We start from the raw sequence: 19,964 nt of genomic DNA on the forward strand, positions 1-19,964 counted from the left end.
ATGGCCGAGCAGAAAAAAACCTCTGGTGCCGGGCAGGGCGGCTTTCGCCAGGCCCAGGCCTGGCTGCATACCTGGTGCGGTCTCTGGTTTTCCTGGCTGCTGTTCGCGGTGTTCCTGACAGGCACGCTGGCAGTCTTTGCGGAGCCTATTTCGCACTGGATGACGCCCGAGCACCATGCCGAAGAGGCCGAACATGCGCAGGCGGCAGCCGCCGGCAAGCAGGGGGGAGACCTCGCGCAGCGGCTGGCATGGGGCTTGGCCTATATGGAAAAACACCATCCGGGCGCCGAGATGTGGGAGCTATGGCCCTCGGATGCCCAGGGAGCCGGCGACCTGCGTGTGTACTGGTTCGATGAAAAGCACCAGTACGCCTCGGCCCAGCTGGATTCCGCTACCGGCCAGCCGCTGGTCAGGGATCCGGCTCGTGGCGTCGTACGCGCCACCCAGGGCGGTCACCATTTTGTGGATTTCCACTATCGGCTGCATGCGGGACAGGCGGGACTCTGGGTGGTCGGCATTGCCGGCATGGCCATGCTGGTGGCGCTGGTCAGCGGCGTCATCACGCACCGGCGCATCTTCAAGGATTTCTTCACCTTTCGTGCCCACAAGGGGCAGCGCAGCTGGCTGGATGCCCACAACGCAGTGGCGGTGCTGACGCTGCCGTTCCAGATCATGATTGCCTACACGGGGATTGCCATCTCCGGCTCGACCCTGATGCCGGCCGGCATTGCGGCCTATTTCGGTACCGGCAGTCAGGGGCTGCGCTCCTATGTGGTGGCACTCAACGAGTCGGACAGGCCTGAACGCTTGGGCCGGGCCATGGCTGTTCCGGATCTGGAGCCGTTTGCTCGGCGCGGTCAGGAGCTGATGGGCCAGCCTGTGCGGGCCGTGGTCGTGGACAACCCCGGTGACGCGGCGGCGCGCATCGGTGTCTATGGCTGGAACGACGATGCTGAGATGCAGCGGCGTCTGAGCCCGACGACCGGCATGGCGATGTTCTCGGCGGCGACTGCAGAAGTGCTGACAGTGCGCCAGCCTGGCGATGTGGACGGTGATGGAGCCTCCATGGCCAAGTCGGTGATAGGCAGTCTGCACCAGGTGGAGTTCGGCGGACAGCCGCTCAAATGGCTGTATTTCGTGTGCGGGCTGGCCGGCAGCGCCATGATGGCCACCGGGGCCATCCTGTTCATGGTCAAGCGTCGCAGCAAGCATCTGGGCCGACAGGCTGGCGAGTTCGGCAGCGCCACGGCGCGCGTGTACCGGCTTATCGAAGGGCTCAATGTGGCGGCCATCGCGGGTCTGAGTCTGGGCTGCATCGGCTATCTGTGGGCCAACCGCCTGGTTCCCGTCGGGCTGTCCCATAGAGCGAACTGGGAGCTGGCGATGTTTTTCGGGCTCTGGAGTCTGGCGCTGCTGCATGCCCTGGTGCGTGCGCCCGCTGCGGCATGGAAGGAGCAGCTGGGCCTGCTGGCACTGTTGTGTCTGTTGCTGCCGCTGCTGAACTGGCTCACGGTCGGGGACAGCCTGCCGGCCCAGATTGCGCGCGGCGACTGGGAGAGCGCGGGCGTGGAGCTGTGTGCCATGGCGCTGGGATTGCTTGCCGCCTGGGCCTGGCACTATCTGCGGCGCTGCAGCGCCCGTTCGGAAAGCCCGGTTTCAGCGGGCAAGATGGAGGTGGGAACATGAATGTCTTGCAAGCATCGTGGCTGGCATTTGCGCTGAGCTTTGCGGGCATGGCTGCGCTGGCGTTTGCCATGGAACGCCACCACGAGCAGCTTACGGCTGCCATGGAGATCTCTGCGGCGCGAGCGCGGCTGCTGCGCGTAGTGGGAGCGGGGCTGCTGGCTACGGCGGTCATGCCCTGCGTACAGGCCTGGGGCTGGTCCGTAGGCGTCGTGGCCTGGCTGGGCTGGTTATCGGCAGGCGCATTGCTTGTCGTTGCCCTGATCAGCATCGCTGCCCGCGGGGCCGCTGCGGCTGCCTGCATTCTGGCTGCGGCTGCAGCGATCATGGCCGCTGTCTGGAGCGCCTGAGATCGCGGTGGAGGCCGGCATCGGCGGCCACGACCAACTCATGGTGCATGGCCGCGTCCGCGCATCTAGCGTGAAAAAAAGGATGCAAAAAAGGGATGCAGGTGCATCCCTTTTTTGCAGTGGCCGTAGGCCCGGCGTGCCGGGCTGCACCAAGGCCTGTTGATTACTTGACAGCTGCGCGAGCGGCTTCTGCCTTGGCCTTGGCCTCGTCCAGCTGCTTTTGCAGGGCTGCGGCCTCGGCTTCGGCCTTCTTGGCCTCTTCTTCCTTGGCCTTCTTGGCTTCGGCTTCCTTGTCGCCACCGCCCATGGCGCCGGCAATGGCGTTGCCGGCCATGGTGCCGGCAACGGCACCGACGGCAGCGCCGGCCATGGTGCCCATCATGCCGGAGCCACGAGCGGCAGGTGCCGCTGCAGCTGCGGGTGCGGCAGCAGGGGCCGCTGCGGCAGCGGGGGCTGCTGCTGGAGCTGCAGCCTTGGGCGCGGCGGCGGCAGGAGCCACGGGTGCGGGCTGAGCCGGCGCCTTGTTGCCGATGCTGGCAGGGCGCACGGACTTGCTGCTGCCCATGCGCTTGGCCTGAGCCAGCGAAGGCACGGTCAGCGATGCGATGGCGATGGCAATCACGGAGGCGGCAGCACGGTACGAAGTCTTCACGAAATGGTTTCCAGTCATGGTTGTCATAGGCGGCTGCCTGCACTCAGGCGAGCGAAGGCAACCAGCATGCCCTGCAACGGTTGTCGCAAAAGGCTTGCTTGCTATGGTATTTAAAGTCGAGAGGTGGATTTTCAAGGTGCCGAGCTGAAACTGTCCGTAAAAGGACAGGGCTCGGACCCTGGCGGCCGGATGTTGTGTGATGTATGAGGCCGCACGCTATTGTAGGAACAGTCTGCGTGCGCAAAAGTTCCAGCAGTCTTCAATGCAGGGAAATAGTCATGAAGTGCCCCGCAGCGCTTGGTGCATTAGCGGGACATGCTATCGAATCGGAGGAAGATTGCTTTAGCGCTTCTGGTGCAGCTGCACCCAGTCCAGAAAGCGTGTCATGTACTTGACGAGGAAGTCATGGCTGCCCTGGCCGATCTTGCCGTCAGCGTCGAGCAGCGTGTCGGACCAGCGCACAAAGCCCTCGGGCTGGGGAAGGGTGGGCATGTCCAGCGACACCAGTACATTGCGCAGGTGCTGCTGGGCCATGGCCGTGGCGGCCGCGCCGGGCGAGCAGCCGATCACGGCGGCCGGCAGTCCTGCCCAGACGGATTGGCCATAGGGACGGCTCAGGCCGTCGAGCACGTTCTTGAGCGATGCGGGGATGGAGCGGTTGTATTCTGGTGTCACGAACAGAACGCCGTGGCAGCCGCGAATCTGGGGCTTGAGGTCGTCAAAGGGCTTGAAATCGGGGGTGTTGTCGAAGTCGCGGTTGTAGACCGGCAGGCGGCTGATATCGATGAATTCGAAATCGGCCTTGTCCTGCATGAGTGCAGCCAGGCCCTGGGCGAGTTGGCGGTTGATGGACTGCTTGCTGAGGCTGCCCACGATGACGGCGATTCTGAGTTGGCTCATGCTCTGACCTTTCGACTGGGTTGAGGTGGATGCATGGCACTGTAGCAAAGCTGCCGGGGATGGCTGCATCGCAGCGGGCGCAAAAAAGCCGCTGACCCTGGACGACAGGGCCGCGGCTGATGAGGGCGGGTGCTTGTTCCAGCCTATCGGAGCACTTCCAGCAGGCGATCCAGGCCGCCCTCGTTGATGGCGACCTTGGCTTCGTTGCGCACGCGTGGCTTGGCATGGTAGGCCACAGACAGACCGGCCGCCTGCATCATGGGAATGTCGTTGCTGCCGTCGCCCACGGCAATGCACTGGCTGGCATCGATACCGATCAGCGAGGCCACTTCCAGCAGGGTACGGCGCTTTTCCGCACCGTCGCAGATATCGCCCCAGGCCTGCTCGACCAGACCGCCGGTCAGTGTTCCACCCTTGATCTCCAGCACATTGGCACGCACAAAGTCGATGTCCAGCAGGCCGCGCACATACTCGGCAAAGTAGGTGAAACCGCCCGAGACCAGCAGCACTTTCAGGCCGGCGGCCTTGGCGGCCTTGACCAGGGTTTCAGCGCCCGGCGAGAGTTTCAGGCGTTCGGCCAGAACGCGGGCCATGTCGGCCTCGGTCACTCCGACCAGCTTGCCTACGCGCTGGCGCAGGCTGTCCTTGAAGTCGGTGATTTCGCCGCGCATGGTGGCTTCGGTAATCGCCGCCACTTCGGCCTTCTTGCCCGTGGCGTCGGCGATCTCGTCGATGCACTCGATGGTGATCAGCGTCGAGTCCATATCAAAGGCGATGAGCTTGTAGTCCGCCAGCTTCTGGGGAGCGGTAAAGCCGCGGATCATCAGGCCGGGGGCGAATTCGGTGGCGTCGGTCATTGCGAATCGTGCGAATGAGGGGGTAGCAGAAAGGGGAATGGCGGAGATCAGGTCTGCGCCATTCCTCAAGATGGCCGCCATTATCCGCTGTTGTGGCGTGCTTCGGCTGGCCATTCACCCCTGAGTTTGCCCCCTGGTGCTGTTCGAGGCGGTGCCTGCTTACTGCGGCTGAATGCCCGCAGCCTTGACCAGCTCGGCATGCAGCCTGATGTCCTGGGCCACGGTCTGCCTGAGCTGCTCGGGCGTCGATGGTGCGACTTCCATGCCGTTTTCACCCAGTTTGGTCTTGATCTCGCTGTCCAGTGCAAGGCGCACCGCGCGGTTGAGCTTGTCGATCACGGGCTGCGGCGTCTTGGCCGGTGCGAACAGGCCGACCCAGGCCGAGAGGTTGAGGTCGGCAAAACCGCCTTCCGCCATGGTGGGGGTGTTGGGCAGCATGGCCGCGCGCCTGGGCGCCATCAGCGCAAGGGCATGCAGCTTGCCGGCCTGGATATGGGGCAGGGCTTCGGGCAGCACGGCAAACAGCATGTCCACATTGCCGGCCAGTGTGTCGTTGACGGCCGGCGCACCGCCTTTGTAGGGCACGTGAAGCATCTTGGCCTGGGTGCGCGTCTCGAACATCAGCGCGGCCAGATGCTGTGGGCTGCCGTCGCCGGATGAGGCAAAGGTCAGCTTGCCTGGGGCTGCCTTGGCGGCTGCCACCAGGGCAGCCACGCTGGGGAATTTCTGTCTGTCCTTGACCACCAGTACCATGGGCTGATTCACCAGCTTGCTGATGGGCGCGAAGTCGGCCTCGGGGTCATATGGCAGGGATTTGAAGATGCTCTTGTTGGTGGTCAGGAATGAGGCAGGCGAGACCATCAGCGTATAGCCATCCGGGGCGGAACGCGCCACGGCCGGCGTGCCGATCTGACCCGAGGCACCGGCACGGTTGTCCACCACAAAAGGCTGCTTGAGTTCAGTGGCCAGCTTTTGACCCACGACTCGGGCAATCATGTCGGCGCTGCCTCCTGCGGGCAGCGCGACTATGACCTTGACCGCGCGCTCGGGATAGGCGTCCTGTGCCTGGGCCGTGGCGGCAAAGCCTGCCACCAGCGCGCAGGCCAGTGCTGGGCGGGCCATGGCGTGAACGGCATGGCGAATTTTGCTGTGAGCGATATTGCGGACGGGTTGGAGCAGCATGCGATCCCTCTCTTTCTCAAGATATGCACCAGCTTGGTGATTGCTGTGGTGCGATAGCCCGATGATGAGCAAGCCTTGTGCCAAATGCCTTGGCGTTTTGCCGGATGGGAAAGATGCGGTTTGCGCAGTGGTCGGGAAAGTGGCAGAGCTGATGCGCTTCGACGGCCTCAGCTTTCAGGATTGCCAGGCGGCTGCAGATATATGGCATCGGACCAGGTGGCCACCCAGTGCGGGCGAAACACCACGAATACCGCTGTCAGCATGCCGGTGGTCACGCCATCGCTCCAGGCCATGAGCCAGCGTGCCATGTGCGAGAGCTCGTCGTTGACATTGGGCAGCACATGCCCGGCCCATTGGCCGAGCAAGGACGCAATGAACACGCACACAACCGTGCCCAGGAAGCCACGCAGGAAAATAAAGACAAAGATGTTGTGCCAGCACCAGCGGCGCACTGCTGCCCCCCAGAGCATGGCCAGCGTGGCCGGCACCAGCCCCTGCCAGACTGCCAGGCCCAGAGCGTCCTGCAGTCCGAGTGTGGGAGCCAGTGCAAAGGCAATAGCGCTTGTCGCAATCAGTACGGGCACTGCAAGCGGCCAGCCGATCAGAAGCAGCACCAGCGGTGCACCAGACCAGTGCAGTTGCAAAGGCATTTTGTGCAGCTCTGGCAGCGCCCAGACCCAGGGTAGCAGCACCAGAATGGCCAGCAGCGGTGTGATCAGCGGCGACAGTACCGGGTCATGCATGCCGCCGGGGCCGGCCCGGCTGCCCAGCATGCGCCAGGGACGGCAGAGCAGGGCCAGAAACAAGGCCAGCAGGGCAATGGCGGCTTCAAGAAACATGGCGGCTCGGAAAATCAGGTTCCGCCGCCATCTTGCGCCGTCTGCATCGGACTGGGGTCAATAGCCCTGCTGGCTTTGTCAGCAGCCTTGTCAGGCATGAACAGCTGTTTCGCTCTTGAGCGGCTGGCCCAGGCTGCGCAGCACATCGCGCACCATCTGGGCACGGTCCTTGGGGTTCTCCAGCTCTTTTTCGATGCGCAGCTTTTCGTTGCCCGCCAGCTTGATGTGCTTGTTCTTCTGGATCAGGTGAATGATGTTCATGGGATCGATCGGCGGCTGGGGCTTGAAGCTGATGTTGATCACACCAGGGGCTGCATCCACCTTGACCACGCCATAGGGCTGGCTCAGCACGCGCAGGCGGTGCACGTCGATCAGGGTCTGCGCCTGGGGCGGCAGCTTGCCGAAACGGTCCACGATTTCCTCGAGCAGGGTATCGATCTGATCGGCCGTCTTGGCCGTGGCCAGCTTCTTGTAGAACGACAGACGAAGATGCACGTCGCCGCAGTAGTCGTTGGGCAACAGGGCCGGGGCGTGCAGATTGATATCGGTGGAGGCCGACAGCGGCGAGAGCAGATCGGGTTCCTTGCCGGCCTTGAGGCTGCGCACGGCCTCGGACAGCATCTCGTTATAGAGCTGAAAGCCCACTTCCATCATATTGCCGCTCTGGTTTTCGCCCAGCACCTCGCCGGCGCCACGGATTTCCAGGTCGTGCATGGCCAGATAGAAGCCCGAGCCCAGCTCCTCCATCTGCTGGATGGCCTCCAGTCGCTGCTGGGCCTGCTTGGTCAGACCGTCCAGGTCCGGCACCATCAGATAGGCATAGGCCTGATGGTGGCTGCGTCCCACACGGCCGCGCAGCTGGTGCAGCTGGGCCAGACCGAACTTGTCGGCGCGGCTGATGAGAATGGTGTTGGCCGATGGCACGTCGATGCCGGTCTCGATGATGGTCGAGCACAGCAATATGTTGTAGCGCTGGGCCACGAAATCGCGCATCACGCGTTCCAGCTCGCGCTCGGGCATCTGGCCGTGGGCCACGGCGATGCGTGCCTCGGGCAGGATTTCCTCCAGCTTCTGCTTGCGGTTCTCTATGGTCTCGACCTCGTTGTGCAGGAAGTAGATCTGTCCGCCCCGCTTGAGCTCACGCAGCACGGCTTCGCGAATCACGCCCGTGCCCTCGTTGCGCACAAAGGTCTTGATGGCCAGACGCCGCTGCGGCGCCGTGGCGATTACCGACAGATCGCGCAGCCCCTCCAGCGCCATGCCCATGGTGCGCGGAATCGGGGTGGCCGTCAGCGTCAGCACATCGACCTCGGCACGCATGGCCTTCATGGCCTCCTTGTGGCGCACGCCAAAGCGGTGTTCCTCGTCGATGATGAGCAGGCCCAGGTTCTTGAACTGCGTGGACTCGGACAGCAGCTTGTGCGTGCCGACCACGATATCCACCGTACCGTCCGAGATGCCCTTGATGGCCGCCGTGATCTCCTTGCCCGAGCGAAAGCGCGACACCTCGGCCACCTTGATAGGCCATTTGGAGAAGCGGTCCACCAGGGTCTGGTAATGCTGCTCGGCCAGCAGCGTGGTGGGGGCCAGGAAGGCGACCTGCTTGCCGCCCATGGCCGCCACAAAGGCCGCGCGCAGTGCGACCTCGGTCTTGCCGAAGCCCACATCGCCACAGACCAGGCGGTCCATGGGCTGGGGGCTGATCATGTCCTGCACCACGGCGTGGATGGCGGCGCGCTGGTCGGCCGTTTCCTCGAAGCCGAAGTCGGCCACAAACTGCTCGTAGTCGGCCGTGGGGAAGCGGAAGGCATGGCCCTGGCGCGCGGCGCGGCGGGCATAGATATTGAGCAGCTCGGCAGCCGAGTCGCGCACCTGTTCGGCGGCCTTGCGCTTGGCTTTTTCCCATTGCGTGCCGCCCAGCTTGTGCAGCGGTGCATCGTCGGGCGAGACGCCGGTGTAGCGGCTGATCAGGTGCAACTGGCTGACGGGCACATAGAGCACGGCATCGGCCGCATATTCCAGGTGCAGAAATTCCTGCAGCGCGGGCGTGCCGTCCGGGTTCTTCTGGCCCATGTCCATATTGATGAGCCCGCGATAGCGGCCTATGCCGTGGTCGGAATGAACGATGGGGTCTCCCACCTTGAGCTCGGACAGGTCCTTGATCAGGGCCTCCACATCGCTGACCTGCTCCTGGCGGCGACGACGGCGGCCCGTGGGGCTGCTGGCAAACAGCTCGGTTTCGGTGACGAAGTCCAGGCCTTCCTCGACCCAGGCAAAGCCCGTCATCAGGCTGGAGGTGGCGATGCCGACCTTTTCCGTGGCATCGGCCTGGAACTCGGCCAGAGAATCGAACACGGGCGGGTTGACGCCCGAGGCGCGGAAAAAGTCGAGCAGGCTCTCGCGCCTGCCATCGGATTCGGCCAGAAGCAAGACCCGGCTTGCGTTGGCTGCTATATGTTTTTGCAGCTTGGCCAGCGGATCATCGGCTCCGCGCAGCACGGAAAGATCTTCGAGTTTCTGGAAGATGGCGCTGTCGGCCACATCTTCGGTGCCCGGGCGCAAAGCCAGCTGGGCGTGTTCCTTGCTGCGGGTATAGAACTGGTCGGCGCTGAGAAACAGCGTCTCGGGCGGCAGCGCCGGGTGGTCGGGGTCGCCTTGCACCAGGCGGTAGCGGTCCTTGGTGTCCTGCCAGAAGCGCTGGAAGGCAGGCTCCAGATCGCCGTGCAGCACCACGGTGGCTTCGTCGCCCAGATAGTCAAAGACGGTGGCAGTTTCGTCAAAGAACAGCGGCAGGTAATACTCGATGCCGGCCGTGGCAATGCCGGCCCCCATGTCCTTGTAGATGCGGCTGCGCGTGGGGTCGCCCTCGAGCAGCTCGCGCCAGCGGCTGCGGAACTTGGCACGCGCTTCCTCGTCCATCGGGAATTCGCGGCCGGGCAGCAGGCGCACCTCGGGCACGGGGTAGAGGCTGCGCTGCGTGTCGGGGTCGAAGGTGCGGATGGAGTCGATCTCATCGTCGAACAGGTCCACGCGGTAGGGCTGGAGCGAGCCCATGGGGAACAGGTCGATCAGGCCGCCGCGCACCGCGTATTCGCCATGGCTGACCACCTGGGACACATGCTGGTAGCCCGCCAGCGTGAGCTGGGCCTTGAGCTTTGCCTCGTCGAGCTTCTGGCCCTGCTTGAATTCAAAGGTATAGCCGGCCAGAAACGAGGGCGGGGCCAGGCGATAGAGGGCCGTGGTGGCGGGCACGATGACCACATCGGCGCCATGCTGCTTGTCGCGCTGGTTGATGCGCCACAGCGTGGCCAGGCGCTCGCTGATCAGATCCTGGTGCGGCGAGAAGCTGTCGTAGGGCAGGGTTTCCCAGTCGGGAAACAATGCGCAGCGCAACTCGGGGGCGAAGAAGGCCATCTCCTCCATGAGGCGATGGGCGTCGGCGGCATCGGCCGTGACGATGGCCGTGACCCGGCCGTCCTGCTTTTCACGCTCGCCCAGCCTGGCCAGCAGCAGCGCGTCGGCGCTGCCGACAGGGCGGGGCAGGTGAAAGCGTTTACCGGGGGTGAGCTTGGGCAGTTGCATGGTTTTTCACAGACGAACGCAGACAGCGACGCACAGGAGCGGGCTGGGTGCGAAAAAACGGGGACAGATTGAATGCGGGCGAGTCCGGCCATCGAAGGCAGGGTTCACAGCCCAATCAGCGCGGAGCTGATGGTTGGCGGCGCATTCACTCAAAATGGGGACACCTCAAGGCGATGCAAGTCGAAAGCAGGACTTCGATGGATCTCAGGGGCTTTCGGACGAAATGCTGATTTTAAAATACTGTGCATGACAGATCGGTTTTTCTCGCCTGAGTCCATGACGGACGACAAGGCAAACGCTGCAGCGGCGTCGTCGCCGGCATCTGCGCCCCGCTGCTGGGGGCTGATTCCCTGCGCGGGCGTCGGTCTGCGCGCCATTGCCGCAGATTCCCCGGCCCCCGAACTGCCCAAGCAATACCAGAGTGTTGCCGGCCAGCCCATGGTCATGCACACGCTGGCCGCCATGTTGGCGGTGCAGCGCATGCACAGTGTGCTGCTGGTGGTCTCTGCTGCCGATGGTTTCTGGCAGGGGCGCGCCACGGACGCTCGGCTCGGCATTGCTGCCTGTGGCGGAGCCACCCGTGCAGAGACCGTGAGCAACGGCCTGCAGGAGTTGCTGCGCATGGGGGCCTGTGGCGAGGACTGGGTGCTGGTGCATGATGCGGCGCGCTGCCTGGTCACATCGGCGCAGGTCAACGCCTTGATCGATGCCTGCCTGCCGGATGCGGTAGGGGGGCTGCTGGCGCTGAAGCTGCCCGACACTCTCAAGCAGCAGGCCGCCGGCGCGGGCCCGGCACGTGTGGCGCAGACGGTGGAGCGCAGCGACAAATGGCTGGCACAGACGCCGCAGATGTTCCGCATCGCAGCCTTGCTGGCGGCGCTGCAGGCGGCGGGTGCTGCGGTGACCGACGAAGCCAGCGCCATGGAACTGGCCGGTCACTCACCGAGGCTGGTGCCGGGTGGTGCGCAGAACTTCAAGGTGACCTATCCCGACGACTTTGCACTGGCCGAGGCCGTGCTGCTGCAGCGCAAGGCGCGTGGCTAGACGGGTTCGCCATCGACAGGTCTTGGCGGCTGGCATGACCGTGTCCGAGCCGGATTGGCTTAGATAGTATTTAATTTGATAGCTGCTTGCGCTTTCTGAGCAAGGGTGTGACAAGGATTTTTATGAATTTTCGTATTGGTGAAGGCTGGGATGTGCATGCCCTGGTGCCAGGCCGCAAGCTGATTCTCGGCGGTGTCGAAGTGCCTCATACGCTGGGGCTGCTCGGCCATTCTGATGCCGACGTGCTGCTGCACGCGATCACCGATGCGCTGTTCGGCGCTGCGGCGCTGGGCGATATCGGCCGCCATTTCTCGGATACCGACGCGCAGTTCAAGGGGGCGGACTCCGCCGTGCTGCTGGCCGAAGCTGCCAGGCGCGTGCGCGCCAAGGGCTTCGAAATCGGCAATATCGACAGCACCATCGTGGCTCAGGCGCCCAAGCTGGCACCCCATATCGAGAAGATGCGCGAGCGTATTGCCCAGGTGCTGGAGCTGGATGTGGAGCAGGTCAACGTCAAGGCCAAGACGGCCGAGAAGCTCGGGCCTGTGGGTCAGCAGCAGGCCATGGAGGCTCGTGCTGTGGCCTTGCTTGTACGGACTGCCTTGCCTCGTTCGGCGTAATGGCCGCAGTAAAAACCGGTCATGAATCGCCGTAAAGGGCTTGCACTTCGGCCCCGGTCAGGGTCGGGGTGTCGTTGGCCAGCGCGTAATAGTCGGGCTTTTCGTCGATATAGATCTGCTGTGCCAGTTTCAGTCCCTGCGCATCCTGGAACAGCCCGGCGGACAGAAAATGCTCGTTGCTGGCCAGCAGGCGGTAGAAGAGGTGGGTGCCGCAGCTGCTGCAGAAGACACGCTCGGCCCAGGGCGAGGATGCATAGCGCGTGACCGGGCCGCTGGTCTGCACTGCCGTGCCGCCATGCAGGGTGAAGGCGGGGCCTTCTCCCCAGCGCCGGCACATGCTGCAGTGGCAGACATGAACTTCGTGGGTGTCGGGTGCGGTGACGAGAACGGCTTTGCACAGGCATCGGGCTTGCATGGTGAACTCTCCGGCAGATGGTTGAAAAGGCGATGCCGATTGTGCATGGAGGCGGGCCGATTCAGTCTTCCCCGGTCTCGTCGTCTTTCTTGTCGCGCGGCAGATTGCGCTTGACCTGGGGGCGCTGCAGGCGCTGTTCGGGCGCCGCACCGGCCGTCACGCCCATGGCGCGCTGCAGCTGCAGATGGGCGACCAGGCCGCCCGTCGATGAGTTGGAGAGGGCAAACATGCCCCCCATGCGCTGCACCGTCTTGTCCACGATGGACAGGCCCAGGCCCGCACCTGCGGCAGCCGTGCGCGCCGTGTCGCCTCGGAAGAAGGGCTGGGTCAGGTTGGCCAGCTGCTCGGCAGGCACGCCCTTGCCATGGTCGCGGATGCGGATGACCACCCATTTCTCGCTTTCCTTGGCAACCACGTCCACCTCGGTGGTGTCGGTGGACGGGGTCTTGCCGTAGCGGCGTGCGTTCTCGAAAAGATTGGAGATCACGCGCGCCAGCTCCACCTCGTCGGCCATGACATAGAGGTCTTCCGGCACGTTCATGGTGATCTGCAGTTCGCGGTGGTCCTGCACGGCATAGACGCAGGAGGCGACCACGGCATGCAGGTCCACGGGGCTGAGCATGACGCGATGATCGGGACGGGCGTAGTCCAGGAATTTGTCGATGGTGGCGTCCAGCTGCACGATGTCGGCCACCATATGCTCGCGCGCCACATCGTCATAGACGCTCATCTCGGTCTCCAGGCGCAGCCGTGCCAGCGGCGTGCGCAGGTCGTGGGAGATGCCGGCCAGCATCACGGCACGGTCCTGCTCCAGCTTGGCCAGCTTCTGCGCCATGCGGTTGAAGCCGATATTGACCTCGCGGATTTCGCTGGTCACGGCTTCCTCGTCGAGCTGGCTGGCATCGAAGTCGCCCTCTCGCACGCGATTGGCTGCATAGGACAGCTGCTTGAGCGGCCGGTTGATCAGACGAGCGATGGCCGCTGCACCGATGAGCGACAGCAGGGCGGCTGTGATCAGCCAGATCAGCCAGGTCTGGCCGCTGGCGGGAGTGAAGCGCGACTGGTCCATCAGCATCCAGTTGCGGTCGCCGTTGATGGTGAAGCCCACCCAAAGGCCGGGTTCTCCGTTGACGCTGCGCGCCACCACGGTGCCGTAGCCAAGGCGAGTCGTCAGCTCCTCGGTCAGCTTCTGGCCCAGGGCGTTCTGCTCCAGCAGCTCGAATGAGTCGCCGGGCTCGCGGGGCAAAATGCGCACGCCTTCCTGGTCGGCCATGGTCTTGATCAGGGAGACGCGGTTGATCGCGTCCGAATGCTCGAGTGCTGCGCGGCTCAGGTTGACCAGTGAGGCCACCTGTTTGGCCGTCTGCAGCGTGCGCGGCTCGAAATCCAGCGCCCGCAATGTCTGCAGCCAGGCCAGGATGCTGCCCACCAGCAGCAGGGCCAGCAGGCAGAAGGTACGCCAGAACAGATTCAGCCCCACAGGGGAGCGCGCCGTGCTGCGTCGCTCATATTCCAGAGGTACGGGGCTGGTGGCGTCGGGCGGCGTATGGTGAAAAGCGCTCATGAACAGCAATGCGGAAATAACTGGACCCGAGGGTACGCCCAATATGGGGGGCTCGGGTTACGGTTTGTCCAAAAAGTGTCTATCTGCAGGTGGTTGTTGAAAGAGCCTGACTTACAGGCCGGCACCCAAGCGCAACAAGCCGCGCAGCGGGCGGCTTGTTGCAGTGGAGGCGGGCAGTATCAGTTCATGCCATCGGGTACGAACACATAGCCCACGCCCCAGACGGTCTGGATGTAGCGCGGCGCGGCAGCGTCCTCCTCGATCAGCTTGCGCAGGCGCGAGACCTGCACGTCCAGGCTGCGGTCGAAGGGCTCGAACTCGCGGCCGCGGGCCAGCAGGGCCAGCTTTTCACGCGATAGCGGCTGGCGCGGGTGGCGCACCAGGGCCTTGAGCATGGCGAATTCGCCCGTGGTCAGTGGCAGCTCCTCGCCATTCTTCTGCAGCACGCGGGTGCCCAGGTCGAAGGTGAAGGGACCGAAGGTGACCACCTCGTTGTCCCCGGAGGGCGCGCCAGGTGCTTCCTGGGGCGGGCGGCGGCGCAGCACGGCATGGATGCGGGCCAGCAGCTCGCGCGGGTTGAAGGGCTTGCCCAGATAGTCGTCGGCGCCCACTTCCAGGCCCACGATACGGTCCACGTCCTCGCCCTTGGCGGTCAGCATGATGATGGGGGTGCGGTCGTTGGCCGAGCGCAGGCGGCGGCAGATGGACAGGCCGTCCTCGCCGGGCATCATCAGATCAAGCACGATCAGATCGACAGTCTCGCGCAGCAGGATGCGGTTGAGCGCCTTGCCGTCCTCGGCAATCATGATCTCGAAGCCTTCCTGCGTCAGATAGCGGCGCAGCAGGTCGCGGATGCGTGCATCGTCATCCACCACGAGGATCTTGTCAGTACGGTTGTTCGTCGTTGCCATGATCGTCCTTATCGATTTATTTGTAACTGGCCCATTGTTATCGCTAGATCCGAAAAATCCAGCGAAACAAGCCTAAGTCTTGCCACTTGTTACGATTGTTGCGTTTGTAAATAGAACAATAAATGTTTCTTGAGGAACTTTTTACGGGTATTTTGCCCTATTGTTTCAATGTTTGTTCTGGTGGTGTGTCTAATGTCGGCTATTCGTACATAAAGTCACACTCTGGGCTGACATGCTGCGCCGCAGCGACTTTGCGCAATGGTGAAATGCATGTGTATCTGCATGGCCTGATTTACTTACAAGGTGAACCGCATGAATCAATTTTCCAAGTCTTCCTCTTCTTCTCGCGCCGCGGCTGCCGCCCTCGCGCTGGCCGCGGCCTGTGCCGGCGGCAATGTCTGGGCGCAGGCCGCAGCGCGTGACGCGCAAAGACCCGCCAATGTGGTGCAGCTGTCGGCCCAGGGCACGGTGGAGGTCAAGCAGGACTGGATGACGGCGACGCTGTCGGCCAGCAAGGACGGCCGCGACGCCGCTTCGGTGCAGTCGCAGCTGCAGAAGATCGTGGAGTCAGCCATGACCACGCTGCGCCACGATGCGCAAGGCGGGCAGATGGAATTGAGCACCGGCAATTTCTCCATCTCGCCGCGCTATGGCAACAACGGCAAGATCGATGGCTGGCAGGGCCAGGCCGAAATCGTGCTGCAGGGGCGTGACTTCGTGCGCATCACCCAGGCTGCGGCCAAGGTGCAGGACATGACGCTGGCCAGCATGAGCTTCGGCCTCTCGCGCGAGGCGCGGGAAAAGGTGGAGGGCGAGGCTCAGGCCAAGGCCATCGAGAGCTTCCGCCAGCGTGCTGTGGCCATCTCCAAGAGCTTCGGCTTTGCGGGCTACAGCCTGCGCGAGGTCAGTGTGAACGGCAACGGCGGCACCGTGCGACCCATGCCGCGCCCGCGCATGATGAGCATGGCCAAGGCCAGCTATTCCGACGCTGCGCCCGTGCCGGTGGAAGCGGACCGCGCTGAGGTGACGGTCACCGTCGGTGGCTCGATTCAGATGCAGTGATCGAATCTGCATCAGGTTCATATGAAAAAAGGAGCAGCTTGCGCTGCTCCTTTTTGATTTTCATCATGATTTGATGCTGAATATGGCTTCTGGCATGCGCTAGATGCTATCTAATTAATAAAGGCATTCGAATAAAGGCATTCGCGCAAGCCCGGCGGTGGCTACTGTGCCGCCCAGCCGCCGTCCATGTTCCATGCCACGCCGCGCACATTGTTGGCGGCGGCCGAGCAGAAGAAGACGGCCAGCTCGCCGAGTTCGTCGGGCGTGGTGAACTGCATCGAGGGCTCTTTTTCGCCCAGCAGCTGTCTGGTGGCGTCCTCATTGCTGATGTGCTGCGCGGCAGCCTTGGCATCCACCTGCTTTTGCACCAGCGGCGTCAGCACCCAGCCGGGGCAGATGGCGTTGCAGGTCACGCCGGTGGTGGCGTTTTCCAGCGCTGTCACCTTGGTCAGGCCGACGATGCCGTGCTTGGCGGCGACATAGGCCGATTTCTCGGCCGAGCCGACCAGGCCGTGCACCGAAGCCACGTTGATGATGCGGCCCCAGTTGGCCTGCTGCATGGCGGGCAGGGCCAGACGCGTGGTGTGAAAGGCGCTGCTCAGATTGATGGCGAGGATGGCATCCCACTTCTCCACGGGGAAGTCCTGCACCTTGGCCACATGCTGAATGCCGGCGTTGTTGACCAGGATGTCGACGCGGCCAAACTCGGCGGCGGCGTACTTCATCATGGCCTCGATGTCGGCGGTCTTGCTCATATCTGCACCGTGGTAGCCGACCTTGATGTCGGCCGACTTGCCGGCATTCAGTACCTGGGCACGTGGTGCTTCGACATCGCCAAAGCCGTTGAGCACGATATTGGCGCCCTGGCGTGCGAGAGCGATTGCGATACCTAGGCCGATTCCGCTGGTCGATCCCGTCACGAGAGCGGTTTTGCCTTTCAACATGGACATACAAGGTCTCCGAATGAATTACGATGCGACACAGCCATTATCGGCCCCGGTCCTGAAAACACGTTCTCCATGAATCAACCTACGCTGAATTACGTATCGTGTCCCGGAGCCTCTGCAATGGCTCCCACCTGGGCCAGCGCTCAGCGCCGGCAGCAGCTTGGGGCCCAACCCGAGGGCATCCACCGCATGGCGTACTGGGAATGGAACCGTACCGGCAATCCAAGACATCCTCATGTCATCGTCTGCGTGCATGGCCTCTCGCGCCAGGGGCGGGACTTTGATGTGCTGGCCGCCGAGCTCAGCCGCTTTGCCCGCGTGATCTGCCCCGATGTGGTGGGACGCGGCGAAAGCGACTGGCTTGCCGACCCCATGGGTTATCAGCTGCCGCTGTATGCGGCCGATATGTTGGCGCTGCTGGCCCAGCTGCATGCCCAGGCGCCGATTGAAACCCTGGACTGGGTCGGCACCAGCATGGGTGGCCTGATCGGCATGGGCATCGTGGGCCAACCCGGTCTGCCACTGCCGGTCCCGGTGCGACGGCTGGTGCTCAACGACGTCGGCCCGACCATTGAGTGGGAGTCGCTGGAACGCATCGGTTCCTATGTCGGCAAAAGCTTGCAGTTTCCCAACTTCGAGAGCGCTGCCGCCGCCATGCGCTTGATTTCCGAAGGATTCGGCCCACATAGCGATGAGCAGTGGAGCCGGCTCTCGCAGGCCATGATCAAGCCAGATTCTCAAGGGGGCGTGATGCTGCATTACGACCCCCGTATTGCAGTGCCCATGGCTCAGATGACGCGCGAGACCGCTCAGGCTGGTGAGGCCTTGCTTTGGCAGCTTTACGACCAGATCACGGCACAGGTCTTGCTTATCAGAGGGGCCGAGTCCGATCTGCTTTCCGGCCGTACCGCCCAAGCCATGTCCGAACGTGGCCCCAGGGCGCATTGCACGGAACTGGAAGGCGTGGGACATGCTCCAACACTGGTAGTGCCGGGACAAGTGGCTTTGATACAAAAGTTTTTACAAGGGGATAAGGGTCTGCCTGCGAGCATCAGTCTTGCGCAGCAGGCCCAAGAGGAAGCTGCATGAAGACCAGCGATACCGTAACCACCGTCTCTGACGCCGCACCCAAGCTCACGGAGCCTACGCCGCATCTGATTACCGCCACTTCCGAGGTTTTGCCCGATCAAGTCAATGCGCTGGCGCGTGCCCGCGCCTTTGCAGAACCGCTGATTGCCGGCGAAGTCATGGAGACCGGTGAAAACACCCTGACCCACGCCGACGCCGTTGCCGCCATCCTCAAGAAGATCGGTGGCTCGGAAACCATGCAGGCGGCCATCTATCTGGTGCACGCCAGCGTGCACCTGAACAAGCCGCAGGAAGTGATTGCCAAGGCGTTTGGCGATAATTTTGCGACCCTGGCGGTCGAAACCATCAAGCTCATCCGCGTGCAGCAGCAGGCGCGAGACGCCGAACTGAGCAGCCAGCATGTCGATGGCGTGGCCACGCAGACAGAGAACGTACGCAAGATGCTGCTGGGCTTCTCGCGCGATCTGCGCGTCGTGCTGCTGCGCCTGGCGTCGCGCCTGCAGACGCTGCGCTATTACGCGGCCGAGAAGAGCCCGGTCTCCCCCAGCATCGCGCGCGAAGCGCTGTATGTCTTTGCGCCGCTGGCCAACCGTCTGGGCATCTGGCAGATCAAATGGGAGCTCGAAGATCTGGCTTTCCGGTTTCTGGAGCCCGATACCTACCGCCAGATTGCGCGTCTGCTCGACGAAAAGCGCGTCGAGCGCGAAGCCTATATGGAGCAGATGCGTGCGCGCCTCGAGGCCGATCTGCGTGCCCACAGCATCAGCGCCTCGGTTCAGGGACGTCCCAAGCACATCTACAGCATCGTCAAGAAGATGCGCGGCAAGTCGCTGAGCTTTGACCAGCTGTTCGATATCCGTGCCATGCGCGTCATCGTGCCTACGGTCAAGGACTGCTATGCAGCCCTGTCCTGGGTGCACGAGCAGTTCACGCCGCTGGAAAAGGAGTTTGACGACTACATCGCCAAACCCAAGCCCAATGGCTATCAGTCGCTGCACACGGTGGTGCGCGATGAAACCGGTCGCACCATAGAGATCCAGATCCGCACCCAGGCCATGCACGACCATGCCGAACATGGCGTGGCCGCGCACTGGGCCTACAAGGAAGCCGGCACCAAGGGCTATGCGGGCGTGTCGGCGTCCAGCGAATATGACGCCAAGATCGCCGTGCTGCGCCAGTTGCTGGCCTGGGGCAGCGATCTGACGGGCTCGGCCCAGCGTGGTCTGTTCGAAGATCGCATCTATGTGCTGACTCCCGATGCGGCCGTGATCGAGCTGCCGCAAGGAGCCACGCCGGTGGACTTTGCCTACTCGGTGCACACCAGCCTGGGTCATCGTTGCCGTGGTGCGCGTGTGGACGGAGCCATGGTGCCGCTGAACACCGCTCTGGAAAGCGGCCAGACCGTGGAGATCAACACGGCCAAGGAAGACCGGCCTTCCCGCGACTGGCTCAATGCCGACCTGGGTTACCTGGTCAGCAACCGGGCCAAGGCCAAGGTGCGCGCCTGGTTCAATGCCCAGGCCACGCACGAAACCGTCTCGCGTGGGCGTGAGGCGGTTGAGAAGCTGCTCCAGCGCGAGGGCAAGACGGCGATCAAGCTCGAAGAGCTGGCGGCGCAACTGGGCTTCAAGTCTGCCGATGCACTGTTTGAAGTCGTGGGCAAGGACGAGTATTCACTGCGCAATATCGAAGTAGTGCTGCGTCCCAGTGAAGAAACGCCAGAGGAAGACGCATTCACGCCGGTGCGCAAGGCGCGTGGCCATGACTCTTCGCGCGGTGGGGTGCTGGTGGTGGGCGTCGATTCGCTCATGACGCAGTTGGCCAAATGCTGCAAGCCCGCTCCTCCGGACGAGATCGGCGGCTTTGTGACCCGTGGCAAGGGCGTGAGCGTGCACCGCTGCGATTGCTCCAATTTTCGCGAGATGATGGCCAAGAGCCCCGAGCGTGTCATTGAGGTCGACTGGGGCACCCCCAAGAATGTGGACAAGGGCGGACCGGTTTATCCCGTGGACGTAGCAGTCGAGGCAGCCGACCGTCAAGGCCTGCTGCGCGACATCTCGGACGTGTTTGCACGCGAGAAGACCAATGTCATCGGAGTGCAGACCCAGTCCGTCAAGGGGACGGCGTGGATGACTTTCACCGTGGAAGTGGCGGACTCTGGCCGCCTCAACAAGGTGCTCGGCATCGTGGCCAGTGTCTCCGGCGTTCGCTCGGCCAGGAGGCGCTGATGTAAGTCCCGATTGCAGCTGGCAGCGTTCGATGACAAG

17 protein-coding genes are annotated in these 19,964 nt (G+C 63.3%); 7 read left to right on the top strand and 10 right to left on the bottom strand.

The genetic code is table 11. The annotated features are described in order from the left end of the window. A complete protein-coding gene (locus DJFAAGMI_RS03865) occupies positions 1–1,686 on the top strand; it encodes a PepSY-associated TM helix domain-containing protein (protein WP_211456010.1) in 1,686 nt (561 codons plus the stop codon). Then, on the top strand, positions 1,683–2,033 hold the full coding sequence (locus DJFAAGMI_RS03870) for a DUF3325 domain-containing protein (protein WP_211456011.1): 351 nt from the start codon (positions 1,683–1,685) through the stop codon (positions 2,031–2,033). Before DJFAAGMI_RS03865 ends, DJFAAGMI_RS03870 begins: the two co-directional genes overlap by 4 nt. A gap of 163 nt (positions 2,034–2,196) precedes the next feature. Here DJFAAGMI_RS03870 and DJFAAGMI_RS03875 read toward each other — a convergent pair whose 3' ends face one another. From DJFAAGMI_RS03875 to mfd, 6 genes are all read right to left on the bottom strand, one after another. Then, on the bottom strand, positions 2,197–2,712 hold the full coding sequence (locus DJFAAGMI_RS03875) for a hypothetical protein (RefSeq protein WP_003055838.1): 516 nt from the start codon (positions 2,710–2,712) through the stop codon (positions 2,197–2,199). A gap of 315 nt (positions 2,713–3,027) precedes the next feature. Next, a complete protein-coding gene (locus DJFAAGMI_RS03880) occupies positions 3,028–3,585 on the bottom strand; it encodes an NADPH-dependent FMN reductase (protein WP_211456012.1) in 558 nt (185 codons plus the stop codon). A 143-nt stretch (positions 3,586–3,728) separates the two neighbouring features. Continuing rightward, the gene (gene serB, locus DJFAAGMI_RS03885; protein WP_211456013.1) at positions 3,729–4,442 is read right to left on the bottom strand and encodes a phosphoserine phosphatase SerB; all 714 of its coding nucleotides are present in this window, start codon (positions 4,440–4,442) and stop codon (positions 3,729–3,731) included. A 159-nt stretch (positions 4,443–4,601) separates the two neighbouring features. Further along, positions 4,602–5,624 carry a Bug family tripartite tricarboxylate transporter substrate binding protein gene (locus DJFAAGMI_RS03890; RefSeq protein ID WP_211456014.1) on the bottom strand — a complete coding sequence of 341 codons (1,023 nt, stop codon included), beginning with the start codon at positions 5,622–5,624 and terminating at the stop codon, positions 4,602–4,604. Positions 5,625–5,791: 167 nt separating this feature from the next. Continuing rightward, on the bottom strand, positions 5,792–6,463 hold the full coding sequence (locus tag DJFAAGMI_RS03895) for a hypothetical protein (RefSeq protein ID WP_211456015.1): 672 nt from the start codon (positions 6,461–6,463) through the stop codon (positions 5,792–5,794). 90 nt (positions 6,464–6,553) lie between these two features. Continuing rightward, positions 6,554–10,045, bottom strand: a complete 3,492-nt coding sequence (gene mfd, locus DJFAAGMI_RS03900; protein ID WP_211456016.1) for a transcription-repair coupling factor — start codon at positions 10,043–10,045, stop codon at positions 6,554–6,556. 276 nt (positions 10,046–10,321) lie between these two features. On the opposite strand from mfd, the gene ispD reads away from it, so the two are divergent. Both ispD and ispF read left to right on the top strand, forming a co-directional pair. Further along, the gene (gene ispD / locus DJFAAGMI_RS03905) at positions 10,322–11,089 is read left to right on the top strand and encodes a 2-C-methyl-D-erythritol 4-phosphate cytidylyltransferase (protein WP_211456718.1); all 768 of its coding nucleotides are present in this window, start codon (positions 10,322–10,324) and stop codon (positions 11,087–11,089) included. A gap of 122 nt (positions 11,090–11,211) precedes the next feature. Then, complete coding sequence (ispF, locus tag DJFAAGMI_RS03910; RefSeq protein WP_211456017.1) at positions 11,212–11,709, top strand: 2-C-methyl-D-erythritol 2,4-cyclodiphosphate synthase; 498 nt, start codon at positions 11,212–11,214, stop codon at positions 11,707–11,709. Between the two features lie 19 nt (positions 11,710–11,728). Here the strand turns inward: ispF and DJFAAGMI_RS03915 are convergent, their stop codons facing one another. The 3 genes from DJFAAGMI_RS03915 to ompR form a co-directional block, all read right to left on the bottom strand. Continuing rightward, positions 11,729–12,124 (bottom strand): GFA family protein, encoded by a 396-nt coding sequence (locus DJFAAGMI_RS03915; protein ID WP_211456018.1) that lies wholly within the window; start codon positions 12,122–12,124, stop codon positions 11,729–11,731. Positions 12,125–12,185: 61 nt separating this feature from the next. After that, entirely contained in the window at positions 12,186–13,688 is a 1,503-nt protein-coding gene (locus DJFAAGMI_RS03920) for a sensor histidine kinase (protein ID WP_043004213.1), read from the bottom strand. A gap of 179 nt (positions 13,689–13,867) precedes the next feature. Beyond that, positions 13,868–14,599, bottom strand: coding sequence for an osmolarity response regulator transcription factor OmpR (gene ompR, locus DJFAAGMI_RS03925; RefSeq protein ID WP_003055820.1), 732 nt, complete (start codon positions 14,597–14,599; stop codon positions 13,868–13,870). A gap of 312 nt (positions 14,600–14,911) precedes the next feature. On the opposite strand from ompR, the gene DJFAAGMI_RS03930 reads away from it, so the two are divergent. Next, the gene (locus tag DJFAAGMI_RS03930; protein WP_211456019.1) at positions 14,912–15,661 is read left to right on the top strand and encodes an SIMPL domain-containing protein; all 750 of its coding nucleotides are present in this window, start codon (positions 14,912–14,914) and stop codon (positions 15,659–15,661) included. A 161-nt stretch (positions 15,662–15,822) separates the two neighbouring features. Here the strand turns inward: DJFAAGMI_RS03930 and DJFAAGMI_RS03935 are convergent, their stop codons facing one another. Next, positions 15,823–16,605: a 3-hydroxybutyrate dehydrogenase gene (locus DJFAAGMI_RS03935; protein ID WP_211456719.1), complete on the bottom strand. Its 783-nt coding sequence runs from the start codon at positions 16,603–16,605 to the stop codon at positions 15,823–15,825. 75 nt (positions 16,606–16,680) lie between these two features. Here DJFAAGMI_RS03935 and DJFAAGMI_RS03940 point away from each other — a divergent pair, with 75 nt between their 5' ends. Together DJFAAGMI_RS03940 and DJFAAGMI_RS03945 are read left to right on the top strand one after the other, a co-directional pair. Beyond that, complete coding sequence (locus DJFAAGMI_RS03940; RefSeq protein ID WP_211456020.1) at positions 16,681–17,697, top strand: alpha/beta fold hydrolase; 1,017 nt, start codon at positions 16,681–16,683, stop codon at positions 17,695–17,697. Further along, positions 17,694–19,925 carry a RelA/SpoT family protein gene (locus DJFAAGMI_RS03945; protein WP_043004215.1) on the top strand — a complete coding sequence of 744 codons (2,232 nt, stop codon included), beginning with the start codon at positions 17,694–17,696 and terminating at the stop codon, positions 19,923–19,925. Before DJFAAGMI_RS03940 ends, DJFAAGMI_RS03945 begins: the two co-directional genes overlap by 4 nt. Positions 19,926–19,964: the final 39 nt, after the last annotated feature.

Source organism: Comamonas brasiliensis (genome assembly GCF_018292285.1).
Lineage (GTDB): Bacteria > Pseudomonadota > Gammaproteobacteria > Burkholderiales > Burkholderiaceae_C > Comamonas > Comamonas brasiliensis.